Raw genomic sequence first — 13,520 nt, forward strand, 5'->3', positions numbered from 1 at the left:
AGCCAGCCCGCGCTGAACGCCCTGCTGCCCTTTTTTTCAAGTCAAACAGGCGTTTGGCCCTTGATGGATAAGTGCAAGCCGCTACCGCAAGCATGGCAACCGGAGTCGCTCAGGCCTTGAGTTTCCAGCCGGTGCGGAAAATCCACCAGATCGTGCCCAGGCACAGCGCCAGAAAGCTCAGGATGGCGGCCACGCTGATGCCCACGTTGACATCGGCCACGCCGTAAAAGCTCCACCGAAAGCCGCTGATCAGGTAGACCACCGGGTTGAACAGGGCGACTTTTTGCCACAGCGGCGGCAGCATGTTGATCGAGTAAAACGCGCCGCCCAGAAAGGTCAGTGGCGTGACCACCATCAGCGGCACGATCTGCAGCTTCTGGAAGTTGTCGGCCCACAGCCCGATGATGAAACCGAACAGGCTGAAGGTCACGGCGGTCAGCAGCAAAAAGCACAGCATCCAGAACGGGTGCGCAATGCTGTAGGGCACAAACAGGCGCGCCGTCGCCAAGATCAACAGGCCCAGCAGCACCGACTTGCTCGCCGCCGCGCCGACATAGCCCATCACCACCTCCATCGCCGACACCGGCGCTGACAGCAATTCGTAAATCGTGCCCGACCACTTCGGCATGTAGATGCCGAAGGCCGAGTTGGAGATGCTTTCGTTCAGCAGCGACAGCATGATCAGGCCGGGAATGATGAAGGCGCCGTAGCTGATGCCGTCGATGTCGCCCATGCGCGAGCCAATGGCCGCGCCGAACACGACGAAATACAGCGATGTCGAGACCACCGGCGCGATGATCGACTGCGCCAGCGTGCGCAGGGTGCGCGCCATTTCAAACCGGTAGATCGCCCGGATGCCGTGCCAGTTCATGCCATCTCCTTGTTGCTGTTGTCGATGGTTGGCGGTTTGTCCGCATGCACCAGGCTGACAAAAATGTCTTCCAGCGAACTTTCGCTCGAATGCAGGTCCTTGAAGTCGATGCCGAGTGCGGCCAGCTGCTTGAGCAGCTCGCCGATGCCGGTTTCCTCTTGCTGGGTGTCGAAGGTGTAGACCAGCGTCTGGCCGCCCTCGGTCAGCTCCAGCGGCAGACCGGCCAGTGCCTCGGGCAGGGTTTGCAGCGGCGCGCGCAGTTGCAGCGTCAACTGCTTCTTGCCGAGTTTGCGCATCAGCACCGCCTTGTCTTCCACCACGATCAGCTCGCCCTTGTTGATGACGCCGATGCGGTCGGCCATTTCCTCGGCTTCCTCGATGTAGTGCGTGGTCAGGATGATGGTGACGCCGCTTTCGCGCAGGTTGCGCACCATCTGCCACATGCCCTGGCGCAGCTCGACATCGACGCCGGCGGTGGGTTCGTCGAGAAACAAGATTTGCGGCTCGTGCGACAGCGCCTTGGCAATCAGCACCCGGCGCTTCATGCCGCCCGACAGCGTCATGATCTTGCTGTCCTTCTTGTCCCACAGCGACAGGTCGCGCAACACCTTTTCAATGTGCGCCGGGTTTGCCGGCTTGCCAAACAGCCCCCGGCTGAAACTGACGGTGGACCAGACGGTTTCAAACGAGTCGGTCGAGAGCTCCTGCGGCACCAGCCCGATCTTGGCGCGCGCGGCGCGGTAGTCGCGAACAATGTCGTGTCCGTCGGCGGTCACGCTGCCCGAACTCAGGTTGACGATGCCGCAGACGATGTTGATCAGCGTCGTCTTGCCGGCGCCGTTGGGGCCCAGCAGCGCAAAAATCTCGCCGCGCCGGATGTCAAGATCGACCGACTTGAGGGCTTGATACCCCGAGGCATACACCTTGCTCAGCTTTTGAATGGAAATAATCGTTTGCACAGGGAATTCTTATAAAAAAAGGCCGGTAGCGCAATAACCACGGGCGCTGGCAGCTATTGAAAATGGAGCATCTGCAGAACGCGGCGCGGCACTTGCCAATGTACCGCCGGGCGCATGGCAGTCATCAGGGCTTACCGGGACTGCGTGCGGCGACAGGGTGTGCGAGTTTAGCGGTCGCCTGTTTTTGCACTTTTCCCCAACCGTGATCACATGGCGGGGGCAGGGCGTTTGGCCATCGTCGGCGAACCCGTGACTTCCGTGTTAAACATCTGCGGTTTCCCCTGCCGCACGGCGATGGTGCGGCGCTGCATCAGACATGCCGATGCACGCGCGCCCTGGCCTCTTCGCGCGGCAGGTGTTCGGCGCGCTCATGCAGCGCCTGCATGATGCGGCATTGCGGCCCGGTGCCGTCGCAGCGGGCGCGCAGGTCCTGCAGGTCTTGCTGCAGCGCCTGCAGTTCGGCCAGCCGCTCGCCGACATGCGTGATGTGCGATTCGAGCGTGGCATTGGCGGCGACGCAGTCGGCTTTTTCTGCCAGGTCCAGGTTCAGCAGCGTCCGGACTTCTCCCAGTGACATGTCCATGGCCCGGCACAGCCGGATGAACCTGAGCTGGTGAATGTCGCCGCTTGAATAGCCCCGGTAGCTGTTGGCCGCGCGCGTGCCGGGCGCCAGCAGGCCTTCCTTTTCATAAAAACGGATGTTGGCGGTGCTGACGCCGCTCAGCGCGGCGGCTTTCCCGATCAGGTGCAGGGGTTTTTCAACAGGCATGGCTTGACCTTCAAGTGGCTTCATGGTTTGTAATGGTCGCACAGGAAAGAAAACCATGAACGATTGCTGCGATCACACCGAAAAAAACAACGATATTCCCTCGGCCGCCACAGGGCCCGTGCCCGCAGGCGTCAAACGCTTTCGCATTCCGTCGATGGACTGCCCGGTGGAAGAAAACGACATCCGCCGCGTGCTGGAGCCCATCAAGGGCATCCGCTCGCTGAATTTTCAGCTGGTGGCGCGAACGCTGGCCATTGATGCGCCGGACGACGCCTTGCAGGCGGCTGTCGCGGCGATTGGCCAGGCGGGTTACAAGCTGCAGCCGTTTGCCACCGCCGCAGCCGCTGGCGGCGCGCATGGCGGTCACGACGACCACGCCGGGCATGACCACGAACACGACCATGGCAGCGTGCCTTCGGGCCTGCCCCGGCTGGTCGGCGCGCTGGTGCTGGCGGGCGTGGCCGAGGCCATCAGCTTTCTGGCGCCCGAAGGCCTGCCGTGGACGCTGGCCGGCATGGCCGTGGCGCTGGCCGCCATTTACCTGGCGGGGCTGGAGGTTTACCAAAAAGGGCTCACCGCCCTGTTCAAGCGCCGGCTCAACATCAATGCGCTGATGACGGTGGCCGTGACCGGCGCCTTCCTGATCGGCCAGTGGCCCGAGGCGGCGATGGTGATGGCGCTGTATTCCATCGCCGAGCTGATCGAGGCCATGGCGGTGGACCGCGCCCGCAACGCCATCAAGGGCCTGATGGCGCTGGCCCCCGAAGACGCCGACATGCGCCAGCCCGGCGGCGGCTGGCAGACCGTGGCATTGAATGACGTGCCGCTGGGCGCCACGGTGCGCGTCCGGCCGGGCGGCCGCATTCCGCTGGACGGCACCGTCACGGCCGGTGCCAGCGCGGTGAACCAGGCGCCGGTCACTGGGGAGAGCCTGCCGGTCGACAAGGCCGTGGGCGACAGCGTGTTCGGCGGCACCATCAACGCAACCGGCGAACTGGAGCTGACAGTGACCGCCGCGGCGCAGGACAGCACGCTGGCGCGCATCATCCATGCCGTCGAGCAGGCGCAGGGCAAGCGCGCGCCCACGCAAACGCTGATCGACCGCTTCGCCGCCGTCTATACGCCGACCGTGTTCGTGATGGCGCTGGCGGTGGCGCTGCTCACGCCGCTGCTGCTCGACTGGACCTGGCTGGAGGCGCTGTACAAGGCGCTGGTGCTGCTGGTCATTGCCTGCCCGTGCGCGCTGGTGGTGTCCACGCCGGTGACGGTGGTCAGCGGCCTGGCAACGGCGGCGCGGCGCGGCATTTTGATCAAGGGCGGCACCTACCTGGAAGAGGCGCGCCGCCTCAAAGCCGTGGCGCTCGACAAGACCGGCACCCTCACCCAGGGCACGCCGTCGCTGGTCGACTGGCAGGCCTGGGGCGACGCCGACCGGGCGGAAGTCGGCGCTATCGCCGCCCGCCTGGCCGACCGCTCCGACCATCCGGTGTCCAGGGCGATTTTCCAGGGGCTGGCCGACAGCCGCAGTGAATATGGTGCGCCGGTCGAAGCGTTTGGCGCGGTGGCGGGGCGCGGCGTGCAGGGAAGCGTTGATGGCCACCTTTATGTGCTGGGCAACCACCGGATGATGGAAGAACGCGGGCAATGCGCGCCCGCGCTGCAAGCGGCGCTGGCGGTGCATGAAGCGCAGGGCCGCACGGTCACGCTGCTGGCCGGGGCGCAAGGCGTGCTGGGCTTTTTTGCGGTGGCCGACACCATCCGGGACGGCTCGCGCGAAGCGGTGGCCGAATTGAAGGCGCTGGGCGTGGTGACGGTGATGCTGACCGGCGACAACGCCGCCACTGCCCGGGCCATTGCCGCGCAGGCCGGCATCGACGACGTGCGCGGCAACCTCTTGCCCGAGGACAAGCTCACCGCCATCCGCCAGCTGCAAACCCAGTACGGCCCGACCGGCATGACGGGCGACGGCATCAACGACGCCCCGGCGCTGGCGCAGGCCGACATCGGCTTTGCCATGGGCGGCGCGGGTACCGACATCGCCATCGAGGCGGCCGACGTGGTCATCATGAACGACAGCCTGCGGCGCATTGCCGAGACCATTCGCCTGTCGCGGCGCACGCATGCCGTGCTGTGGCAGAACATCACGCTGGCGCTCGGCATCAAGGCGGTGTTTTTCGTGCTGGCCGTGTTTGGCAGCGCGACCATGTGGATGGCGGTGTTCGCCGACATGGGGGCGAGTTTGCTGGTGGTGGCCAACGGCCTGCGGTTGCTGCGCCGCTAGTGCGGTTTCGTTTTAACCAGAAAGGGAACTGAGAACGACCAGGTCGGTCTGAGGCTGATTTGAAGGTCATTCATCATGTCTTGGCGAAATGGACAAGCCTACGCACAGGATTTACGCGACCGGGTGCTGGCCACGCCAGGCGTGCTGCGCGAGGTCGCCGAGCGCTTCGGCGTGAGCCAAGCTTATGTGTGCCGGGCGCGGGCATGTCGCGAAAAGCCCGGCCAGAGCCATCCGGGCGCGCAGTGCAATTACCGGCCGTTGCGCGAGCAGGTCGCCAAAGCGTCAGCGCACACGCTACGCGAGTTGTGTCAGTGGGTGCAGACCGAGCACGGCATTCAGGTGGGCATCACGACGATGTTCAAGACCCTGGGCCGGTTCGGGCTGACGCTAAAAAAAATCACCTTGCACGCGTCCGAGCAAACGCGGCCCGACGTCGCGCAAGCCCGCCAGGACTGGAGCGCCCGACAACCGGACCTGCCTGCCGCTCGGCTGATCTTCCTTGACGAGACGTGGGCGACCACGCGCATGGCCCCGACGCCAGCGCTGCCGGGGCTTTGCCCCGGCGGGCCACTGACGCACCACCACGTTTGTCTGCGCGCTCAGTACCCGGGGTCTGCGCGCGCCCCTCGTACTCGACGGCCCCATCAATGGGCCTGCCTTTCGCGCCTGGGTGGAGCAGTTTTGGTGCCCGAGCTGCGCCCCAGCGATATCGTGGTGATGGACAACCACAGCGCCCATCAAGTCGCTGGCATCCAGGCGGCCATCGAGCGCGCGGGTGCGACGGTGAGGTACCTCCCGCCCTACAGCCCGGACTTCAATCCGATTGAGCAGGTCTTTGCCAAACTCAAGGCGATGCTGCGAAAGACCCAGGCTCGAACGGTAGATGCCCTCTGGAGCGTCATTGGCCAGTTGCTGGACCGCTTTGACAGTGCTGAGTGCGAGTGCTACGTTCGCCACTGCGGCTTTTGCCGGTCAGAGTGAAACCGCTCTAGCGGGCGGGCCGCCGGGCGGGCGATCGCCGCAGACCATGAAACGCAGTTTTTGCTATTGGATCAATAGCTGCCTGCACATATCAGGTCAGCGCAAGAGACCCTTTTCTCTTAAAAATCCCGCAAGGCCCGCGCTCACGTCACCTTGACGGCCCGGCCGATGAACTGGATCGGACCGGTGGGACGGTTGGTCGGCGAGCCATTAACGGGCTCCAGCGTCAGTTCAAACAGCTGGTTAGGCTGCAACGGCGGCAGCTTGTCCAGCGGTATGCGCACGGTTTCTCCGGGCTTGACCAGACCCAGCGACACAGGGCCTTTCCAGTTGTCGGCCTTGGTCCAGAACTGCAGTGATTTTTCAGCCGGTACGTCGCTCTGTCCCAGCGGAATCAGGCTCAGCGATTTCGGGCTGCTGGCCTGAACCACCCAGCCCGGCGCCTTGTCCTGCGGCGCCACCAGCACGACCAGGTACTGCGGCGCGGCAGGCGGCAACGCGTCCAGACGCGTGACCAGCACGAAGGCCAATACCGCAGCCACGGCGAAACCGCTGCCAGCCAGGCCGCGCCAAAGTTTCACGCTGTGCCACCAGCCGGCTTCCTGCAAACGCCGGGAGCGGCCGGGCGGGTTAGCGGCGGCGAGCGGTGGCAACGGTACGGCATTGGCGTCAATGGCCTCAAGGCTGGCTTCAATCCGGCCCCACAGCCGAGCAGAAGGCTCTACCGGATCAGCCAATGCCGCCAGTGGCAACAACTGTTCGTGCCAGCGCTGCACGGCTTGGCGCAGGTCTGCGTCGCCGGGCAGGCGTTGCTCGACGTCCCGGCGACGCGCGGCCGACAAGGTGCCCAGCACATACTCGCCAGCCAGTTCATCACGATCAAGCGGATTCATACAAAGCCCCTGCGCACCAAGCACTCAGGAATTTGCGTTGGAATAGACGAACAGTTCATGCCATGCACTCCCGCAGGCTGCCCATGCCGCGCTTGATCCAGGCCTTGACGGTGCCGAGCGGCGTCTGGGTGCGTTCGGCAATTTCGCCATGCGAGCAGCCATCGACATAGGCAAACAAAATGCAGTTTCGGCGCGCCGGCTCCAACCGCGACAGACAATCGTTCAGCCGGCCCAGGCTGACGTGCATTTCAAACGCATCGGCCAATTGATGATGCGCCTGCATTGAAGTTTGCGCATCGAGCGCTTCGGCGGTTTCCTCGTCGACCGACACTTCGCGCGCGCCGTTACGCACGCTGTTGAGGGCCAGATTGCGCGTCACGCTGTAGATCCAGCCACGGCCCGAACCGAGCGTGGCGTCGAAGCTGGCAGCCTTGGTCCAGATGGCCACGAAGGCATCATGCAGCACGTCTTCCGCCTGTTGGCGCTGGCGCACGATGCGCAGCGCCACGCCGAGCAAATAGCGACTTTCGTGCCGGTAGATGTCCTGCAATGCCTGGCGGTCGCCCCGGGCGCAGTTGCGCAAGCACTGCTCGTAATCAAAGGAAGCGGGGGTGTCGGGCGCAATTGTCACAGGCGGGCTCGCGGTCGGCGTTGACAAGGAATGAAACGGCTGCAGCTGCCTCTTAAGACGCCCGCCGCGACAAATTTTCGTTCGATGTTAGCCGACGCACAAAACGGCGCCCTGCAGCAGCATTCAGGCCGCTTTCCAGAAAATGTAGTCAGCCTGGTACTGCACGATTTCCCGGGCACCCTTGCTGGCGGGGCTGCATGCGCTGGCGGGTGCCACGCCCCCTTTGATGGCGACGCGCTGGATGTGCGTCACGCCGGTCATCGCACCTGAGCCCATCGCTGGATTCGCCTTGACCAACTGGTAAGGAATATTGCCAGCCCCGGCAGGCGCAACCGCCAGTTGCGTGGCGGTCAACTTCGAGCCGTCCATCGACTCCCAGGTGGCAGGCGGGCCGTAGTACTTGCCAACCTGCTTGCCGTTGCGGTCATTGAGCGCCGCATTCGGGCCGACAAATACCCACTCGGTCATGCCGGGGGCGTTGGCCTTGTCGCGGCACTCGTAAGTAATCTCGCCCACGCCCACAGTTTCCATCGCCACCTTGTGGCCGGCCGGCACCTTGACCGCGTCCGGCAGGCTGTCCTGCATGAACATGGACGACGCCATCGGCTTCATCGGGGCCATGGAACCGCAGGCGCCCAGCAGCACAATGGCGGAAACAGCGGCAAGAGACAAGGCAAAGCGTTGGGTTGACATGGTGATTCTCCAAAAATGTTGAGCAGTTAACACAGTTTTCAGCAGCTTTTCTGCGCTGCTACAGGTACTACACGCCAGCCACTGTTTTGGATGCAGTGGTGCTGAAGTATTTTTTTGAAGAAGATGTTTGGAAGGCAGGATGACCGAAAGAGGGCAGCGTCAAACTACTATCAATTCAGTAGCTGCTCACGCAGGAAAATATTGCGCAAAAGGCTTGTTTGATATAGAAATTCGCTTGCAGGTCAGCGCGGATGGGCGCCTGCGAGAAATGCAAGTTACCGGACTTCCTCGGGAAACCTGTTGTTTGGCGTACTCGCAACGATGCATCGAACATGCTCCAGTTCAGCGATCAGCTCGTCCATTCCGGCCAGGAAATCGTCGCGGCTGGCATGCGGAAAATTGTTGACCAGCGCCGACGAATGTTGGGCCAGTTCCTGCGCCTCGGCCTGGCGTGCCCAGCGCCGAACCTCGCAGTAGGCCAGCAAGGCAAGCCGCCCCAGGTCGCCTTTCCTGCGCGCGAACCGCAGGTCGCCCAGGATGTCTTCGAGTCCATTTTGAAGGGATAAGGAAGAAACGTTCATGTTGCACTGCAGCATGGATCGTTTAACTTACTCGAAACTTACGCGTCAGACATCATTTGACTTTACAAGGCTTGCAAGCCAGCGGATGCCAACCCGCGTTAAAAATGATGACTGCGCTGTTTCGCCTTGCATTCCCCACCGCGCGGCTTGGCGATGAAAGGCCAGCCCGATACAGACAGCATGACAACGCATCAGACACTGTGGCGCCGCAGTCACGGTGCCCCATGCATAAGCCATGTGCACCTTATGGATTCATGGATGGTGCGGGTGACCCGCTCAGGACGATCTCATTAGACTCTCGCGCTTTACCCCCTTTTTGAAAATTCCATGGAACTACTTTCCGACCCGAACATCTGGATCGCTTTTTTTATGCTCGCGGCCCTGGAGATTGTTCTGGGCATCGACAACATCATCTTCATCAGCATTCTGGTGGGCCGCCTGCCCCCTGAAAAGCGGGATGTGGCGCGCCGCCTGGGGCTGGGCTTTGCCATGGTCTCGCGCATTGGGCTGCTGTTCAGCCTGGCCTGGGTGATGACGCTGACCACGACGCTTTTTACCGTGCTGGGCCAGGAAATCAGCGGCCGCGACCTGATCCTGCTCGGCGGCGGGTTGTTCCTGCTGTACAAGGCGTCGCACGAGATTTTCCAGGAAGTCGAAGCGCGTGAGTCCGACGCGGTCAGCGCTGGGGTTGACAAGGTCAAGGCCGGCGCCACCTTGTTCTGGGGAACGATCGTGCAGATCGGCATCGTGGACATTGTGTTTTCGCTGGACTCGGTGATCACTGCTGTCGGCATGGTCGACAACATCAGCGTGATGGTGGCCGCCGTCGTCGCGTCCGTGGCCGTGATGATGTTTGCGGCCAAGCCGATCGGCGAATTTGTCGACCGGCACCCGTCCATCAAGGTGCTGGCACTGGCTTTTCTGACCATGGTGGGAACGCTGCTGGTCGCCGAAGCCTTCGACGTGCATGTGCCGAAGGCTTACGTTTATGTGGCCATGCTGTTTTCCCTGAGCGTCGAGGCGCTCAACATCCGGTCGCGCACCAAGCGTCTGGCCAAGGCACAGGCCGCAACGCCTGCAGCTGGCAGCGTCGTTGGTTCGTAACGGGGTCACGTCTGAGGGCGCAGCCTCGGCAAACTTGCATCGTACGCAAGCATGAGGGCTTTTTGTGCAGGTAGTGCTGCCTTTACCGGCAGGCAGTCTACGGTTTGACGCTTTCAAAACGTCCAGGCCGCCCTTCCCCGCATGACGTTTTTTCAGACCAGCGCAACGGTCAGTCTTTCAATCACTGCGCGGGTGTCCGGCCGCACGCCACGCCACCATTCAAAGGCTTCGGCTGCCTGCTCGGCGAGCATGCCGACGCCATCGGCCAGTTGCTGCACACCGGCGTTTTGCGCCAGGCGCAGGAAGGGCGTCAGTCCCTTGCCGTAGGCCAGTTCATAAGCCAGGCAACCGGGCGCGAAGACGCTGGCGGGCACCGGCGGCATTTCGGCGAGCAGGCTGGCCGAGGTGGCATTGAACACCAGGTCAAAGGCCTGCCTCTCCAGGTCTTGGTACGTACAACCGCGCACCGGGCCAGCGCTTGACGCCATGGCGATCCGCACCAGTTCCTGCGCCTTGCCCAGGCTGCGGTTGGCAATCACCAGCTGGGCAGGCTGCTGCGCCAAAAAAGGCAGCAATGCGCCCCGGGCGGCACCGCCCGCGCCGAGCATCAGCACGCGCTTGCCCCTGAGCGGGGTGTTCAGGTTGTGCACCACGTCGCGCACCAGACCGATGCCGTCGAAGTTCTCGGCCAGCACCCGGTCGCCGTCAAACTTCAGGGCATTGGCCGCGCCCGCCAGCTCGGCCCGCTCCGAGCGCTCGGTGGCGTAGGCAAAGGCGTCGAGCTTGAACGGCGTCGTGATGTTCAGGCCCCGTCCGCCGGCAGCACGGAATGCATCGACCGCACCGGCGAACCCGCCCAGCGCGCCTTCGATGGCGGTGTACTGCATGTCCTGGCCGGTGGTCAGCGCAAACAGGCCGTGGATCAGTGGTGATTTGCTCTGGTGAATGGGGTTGCCGATCACGGCGTAGCGGTCTGTCATGCCTGGGGCTCCGGATAAAGCACACCGTCCCGCTCCGTGGCGTCGATGTGGCTGGCACCAAATGCTACACGCTCGGGGAGGTGTTGCAGCCGGGCAAGCGGAACAGCGGCGGCAGGCCTGCTTTTTCTTGAATCTGCGTAACTACTTGCCTTGCTGCAGGTCAACGGCTTTACCGTTATTTGGTGTTGTCCTTGCTTTGCTTTGCTTTGCTTTGCTTTGCTTTGCGATGCGATGCGATGCGATGCGATGCGCGATGCGCGATGCGCGATGCGCGATGCGCGATGCGCGATGTGCGGGGCTGGGTTCCTTTTTGCGGGCTTCTCTGGAGTTTTTTGGTGTAGAGCGCCTTCCCGGCGGGGGGTAACTTTCTTTTCTGGCAAAAAAGAAAGTCACCAAAGAAAGTTGCCTTGGGGGAGGGAGCGGATCAGAGCTGAACGCTCTGACGGGCCATTGCTTCGCTCGGCCCTTGGCACCTGGATCTCAGGGTGGTTAGCAATGTCGGAGGTTTGCTGGTTCTACCGCTCGTTCGCTAACAGCTTCACGCTCTGCTTGATCGGCTCCTTTGTGCTTCAAGCATTTCTGGCAGATGCTTGTCCTGTCTTTTTTTAGTCAGGGCAGGCCGGGGGCTGATAGCGGACAGTGAAAAGTGCAATGGTGGTTCGACACCCGACAGCTGTGAAAGAAAAAAATAGCGCAGCCGACAGCAAATATGAAATAGCCGAAAGCGACGCGCGTAGCGCAAGCCAAGCAAGCCAAGGCGATAAAGCAGACAAAGCAGACAAAGCAGATAAAGCAGATAAAGCAGATAAAGCAGAGCGTGAAGCTGTTGGCGAACAAGCGGTAGAACCAGCCAGCCACCGGCATGGGCGACTGGCTGCCGATCAGAGAACCCAGGGCCCAGCGAAGCGATGGCCCGTCAGAGCGTTCAGCTCTAACCCGCTCCCAGGCAACTTTCTTTGGTGACTTTCTTTTTTGCCAGAAAAGAAAGTTACCCTCCGCCGGGAAGGCGCTCACCCCTCAAACCACAAAAGAAACTGCCCAAAGCCAAAAAAACAGAAAACGCAGCGATCAAAACAGCAGCGTTAGCAGTTACGATTTTTTTTCCAAAAAATGCTTTCTGCGCAAGCTGCGAATGCACGATAAGCTATCGAATCAATAGCAAGTCATAGGTGCCTGGACCCTGCATGTCGCCCTGCGCCGGGATCAGCCCGCCAGCCCGCGCTCAATGCCCTTGATGCAGGCCACCAGCGTCCGGTTGACCGGCGTCGGCACGCCGACCTTTTCGCCCTGGCGCACCACCGCGCCGTTGATGAAATCGATCTCGGTGACCGAGCCTTTTTCCAGGCTTTGCAGCATCGACGGCTTGAACTCGAAGGGCAGGCCGGCGCCGGCCATGTGCCAGGCATCGACCGGCTCGGCAATGCCCAGCGTGATGCCGCTGGCCCGGGCGACGGCCATCGCCTCGGCCACGGCCGCCACGCCGCAGGCCTGCAGCTCGGGCGACTGGTACAGCAAGCCATAGGGCAGGCGGCTGATGGCGCTCAACGCGCCTGTTGCCACATTCACCAGCAGCTTGTCCCAGATGCTGTCCATGATGTGGTCGCTGACAGTGGTGTCCAGCCCGGCCGCGTTGAACAGCGCGGCAATGCGCAACACCCGTTCCGACACGCCGCCGTCCGGCTCGCCTATCAGCGTCAGTTTGTTCACCGTGCCGGCAATCACATGGCCGGGCGCGAGTTGTGTGCCGCCGACATAGGTCTTGCCGGCCAGCAGCCGCTGCCGGCCGACGATGCCGGCCAGCACGTCTTCATGCCCCAGGCCGTTTTGCAGCGACAGCACCGTGGTGCCGGGCGCCAGCAGCGACATGGCCGCCTGCATCGCCTCGGCGGTATGGAAGGACTTGACCAGCACGATCACCAGCTCCACCGTGCCCACCGGCTGGGCCGTGGTGGCTGCGCGCACGGCTACGGTGCGGTCCACGCCGCCGGTGCGCAGGATCAGCCCGCGACGCGTCATGGCCTCGACCTGGTCCGCATGGCGGTTGATCAGCCAGACCTCATGGCCCGCTTCGGTCAGCACGCCGCCCATGGCACAACCCAATGCCCCCGCGCCCAGAATTCCAATTTTCACAGCTTGCTCCTTGCCAATAAGTGAAGGGATTCTGGCGCAGCCTGGTCATGGCGTCCATGCAATGGCAGCCATGTGAGTCATTCAGTTTTTCTTTGTCTTTGATGACAAGGCTCGTGAAAATCAGGATGCATGTAAGCTATTGCTACTGAATTAATAGCTGCCAACGAAGCCGGGATAAGCGCCTGAAGCCTGTTTCACGCCAAAAGCTAGTTGGGCACGCTGCCCTGGTCCGGCGCGTCAGGCCGATGCATGGCCAGCTTGCGGGTCTGCTCGATGCAGTAATCCAGCAAGGCTTCGAGTTCGGTTGATTTGTCGAAAACCGCATCGGCTCCCAGCGCCACCGACTGCATCCGTATTTCGGGCGTGGCGTAATTGGTCAGGATCACGACCTTCTGGAAAGGCGCGCGCTGGCGGCATGCGGCCAACACCCCCAAGCCACTTCCCTGCTTCAGAAAGAGGTCGACGATGGCCAGATGCCAGTCCGAATGGCGACCAAGCCACTGGCTGGCTTCGTTCTGGGTGGCCGCATGCGCGGTAACTTTCAGCTGCGCTATTTCGCCAAGGGTTTCGATCAGGTTGGTGCGAATGGTGGGGTTGTCTTCAACCAGATAAGTAATTAATGGCTGCATAGAGCACCTGTGTGTTTG

The 13,520-nt window shown here is 62.4% G+C and carries 15 protein-coding genes; 4 read left to right on the forward strand and 11 right to left on the reverse strand.

What is annotated here, in order from left to right; translation table 11 throughout:
- Positions 1–109: 109 nt before the first annotated feature.
- From H4V98_RS02935 to H4V98_RS02945, 3 genes are all read right to left on the reverse strand, one after another.
- Positions 110–871: an ABC transporter permease gene (locus H4V98_RS02935; RefSeq protein ID WP_196862501.1), complete on the reverse strand. Its 762-nt coding sequence runs from the start codon at positions 869–871 to the stop codon at positions 110–112.
- The gene (locus H4V98_RS02940) at positions 868–1,830 is read right to left on the reverse strand and encodes an ABC transporter ATP-binding protein (protein ID WP_196862500.1); all 963 of its coding nucleotides are present in this window, start codon (positions 1,828–1,830) and stop codon (positions 868–870) included. Before H4V98_RS02940 ends, H4V98_RS02935 begins: the two co-directional genes overlap by 4 nt.
- Positions 1,831–2,140: 310 nt before the next feature.
- On the reverse strand, positions 2,141–2,599 hold the full coding sequence (locus H4V98_RS02945) for a MerR family transcriptional regulator (protein WP_196862674.1): 459 nt from the start codon (positions 2,597–2,599) through the stop codon (positions 2,141–2,143).
- A gap of 55 nt (positions 2,600–2,654) precedes the next feature.
- Between H4V98_RS02945 and H4V98_RS02950 the strand changes: the two genes are divergently transcribed.
- Together H4V98_RS02950 and H4V98_RS02955 are read left to right on the forward strand one after the other, a co-directional pair.
- Positions 2,655–4,880, forward strand: a complete 2,226-nt coding sequence (locus H4V98_RS02950; protein WP_196862499.1) for a heavy metal translocating P-type ATPase — start codon at positions 2,655–2,657, stop codon at positions 4,878–4,880.
- 75 nt (positions 4,881–4,955) lie between these two features.
- Complete coding sequence (locus tag H4V98_RS02955; protein ID WP_196862498.1) at positions 4,956–5,861, forward strand: IS630 family transposase; 906 nt, start codon at positions 4,956–4,958, stop codon at positions 5,859–5,861.
- 143 nt (positions 5,862–6,004) lie between these two features.
- On the opposite strand, the gene H4V98_RS02960 is transcribed toward H4V98_RS02955, so the two are convergent.
- The 4 genes from H4V98_RS02960 to H4V98_RS02975 form a co-directional block, all read right to left on the reverse strand.
- The gene (locus H4V98_RS02960; RefSeq protein ID WP_196862497.1) at positions 6,005–6,754 is read right to left on the reverse strand and encodes an anti-sigma factor; all 750 of its coding nucleotides are present in this window, start codon (positions 6,752–6,754) and stop codon (positions 6,005–6,007) included.
- Positions 6,755–6,809: 55 nt separating this feature from the next.
- A complete protein-coding gene (locus tag H4V98_RS02965) occupies positions 6,810–7,385 on the reverse strand; it encodes a sigma-70 family RNA polymerase sigma factor (RefSeq protein ID WP_280757263.1) in 576 nt (191 codons plus the stop codon).
- A 123-nt stretch (positions 7,386–7,508) separates the two neighbouring features.
- The gene (locus H4V98_RS02970) at positions 7,509–8,078 is read right to left on the reverse strand and encodes a DUF3455 domain-containing protein (protein WP_196862495.1); all 570 of its coding nucleotides are present in this window, start codon (positions 8,076–8,078) and stop codon (positions 7,509–7,511) included.
- Between the two features lie 275 nt (positions 8,079–8,353).
- Positions 8,354–8,659, reverse strand: a complete 306-nt coding sequence (locus H4V98_RS02975; protein WP_196862494.1) for a hypothetical protein — start codon at positions 8,657–8,659, stop codon at positions 8,354–8,356.
- Between the two features lie 327 nt (positions 8,660–8,986).
- Between H4V98_RS02975 and H4V98_RS02980 the strand changes: the two genes are divergently transcribed.
- On the forward strand, positions 8,987–9,763 hold the full coding sequence (locus tag H4V98_RS02980; RefSeq protein ID WP_196862493.1) for a TerC family protein: 777 nt from the start codon (positions 8,987–8,989) through the stop codon (positions 9,761–9,763).
- A 152-nt stretch (positions 9,764–9,915) separates the two neighbouring features.
- On the opposite strand, the gene aroE is transcribed toward H4V98_RS02980, so the two are convergent.
- The gene (gene aroE, locus H4V98_RS02985; RefSeq protein WP_196862492.1) at positions 9,916–10,743 is read right to left on the reverse strand and encodes a shikimate dehydrogenase; all 828 of its coding nucleotides are present in this window, start codon (positions 10,741–10,743) and stop codon (positions 9,916–9,918) included.
- A 141-nt stretch (positions 10,744–10,884) separates the two neighbouring features.
- On the reverse strand, positions 10,885–11,139 hold the full coding sequence (locus H4V98_RS02990; protein WP_280757264.1) for a hypothetical protein: 255 nt from the start codon (positions 11,137–11,139) through the stop codon (positions 10,885–10,887).
- Positions 11,140–11,418: 279 nt separating this feature from the next.
- On the opposite strand from H4V98_RS02990, the gene H4V98_RS02995 reads away from it, so the two are divergent.
- On the forward strand, positions 11,419–11,706 hold the full coding sequence (locus H4V98_RS02995; protein WP_280757265.1) for a hypothetical protein: 288 nt from the start codon (positions 11,419–11,421) through the stop codon (positions 11,704–11,706).
- Positions 11,707–11,946: 240 nt separating this feature from the next.
- Here H4V98_RS02995 and H4V98_RS03000 read toward each other — a convergent pair whose 3' ends face one another.
- Both H4V98_RS03000 and H4V98_RS03005 read right to left on the reverse strand, forming a co-directional pair.
- Positions 11,947–12,873, reverse strand: a complete 927-nt coding sequence (locus tag H4V98_RS03000) for a ketopantoate reductase family protein (protein ID WP_196862490.1) — start codon at positions 12,871–12,873, stop codon at positions 11,947–11,949.
- 206 nt (positions 12,874–13,079) lie between these two features.
- On the reverse strand, positions 13,080–13,502 hold the full coding sequence (locus tag H4V98_RS03005; RefSeq protein WP_196862489.1) for a response regulator: 423 nt from the start codon (positions 13,500–13,502) through the stop codon (positions 13,080–13,082).
- Positions 13,503–13,520: the final 18 nt, after the last annotated feature.

Source organism: Polaromonas sp. CG_23.6, from assembly GCF_029892315.1.
Lineage (GTDB): Bacteria > Pseudomonadota > Gammaproteobacteria > Burkholderiales > Burkholderiaceae_C > Polaromonas.

Coding starts and splice junctions, on each gene's coding strand:
- H4V98_RS02980 (WP_196862493.1), top strand. CDS start 8,987: ATGGAACTACTTTCCGACCCGAACATCTGGATCGCTTTTTTTATGCTC.
- H4V98_RS02945 (WP_196862674.1), bottom strand. CDS start 2,599: ATGCCTGTTGAAAAACCCCTGCACCTGATCGGGAAAGCCGCCGCGCTG.
- H4V98_RS03005 (WP_196862489.1), bottom strand. CDS start 13,502: ATGCAGCCATTAATTACTTATCTGGTTGAAGACAACCCCACCATTCGC.
- H4V98_RS02975 (WP_196862494.1), bottom strand. CDS start 8,659: ATGAACGTTTCTTCCTTATCCCTTCAAAATGGACTCGAAGACATCCTG.
- aroE (WP_196862492.1), bottom strand. CDS start 10,743: ATGACAGACCGCTACGCCGTGATCGGCAACCCCATTCACCAGAGCAAA.
- H4V98_RS02935 (WP_196862501.1), bottom strand. CDS start 871: ATGAACTGGCACGGCATCCGGGCGATCTACCGGTTTGAAATGGCGCGC.
- H4V98_RS02950 (WP_196862499.1), top strand. CDS start 2,655: ATGAACGATTGCTGCGATCACACCGAAAAAAACAACGATATTCCCTCG.
- H4V98_RS02955 (WP_196862498.1), top strand. CDS start 4,956: ATGTCTTGGCGAAATGGACAAGCCTACGCACAGGATTTACGCGACCGG.
- H4V98_RS02960 (WP_196862497.1), bottom strand. CDS start 6,754: ATGAATCCGCTTGATCGTGATGAACTGGCTGGCGAGTATGTGCTGGGC.
- H4V98_RS02970 (WP_196862495.1), bottom strand. CDS start 8,078: ATGTCAACCCAACGCTTTGCCTTGTCTCTTGCCGCTGTTTCCGCCATT.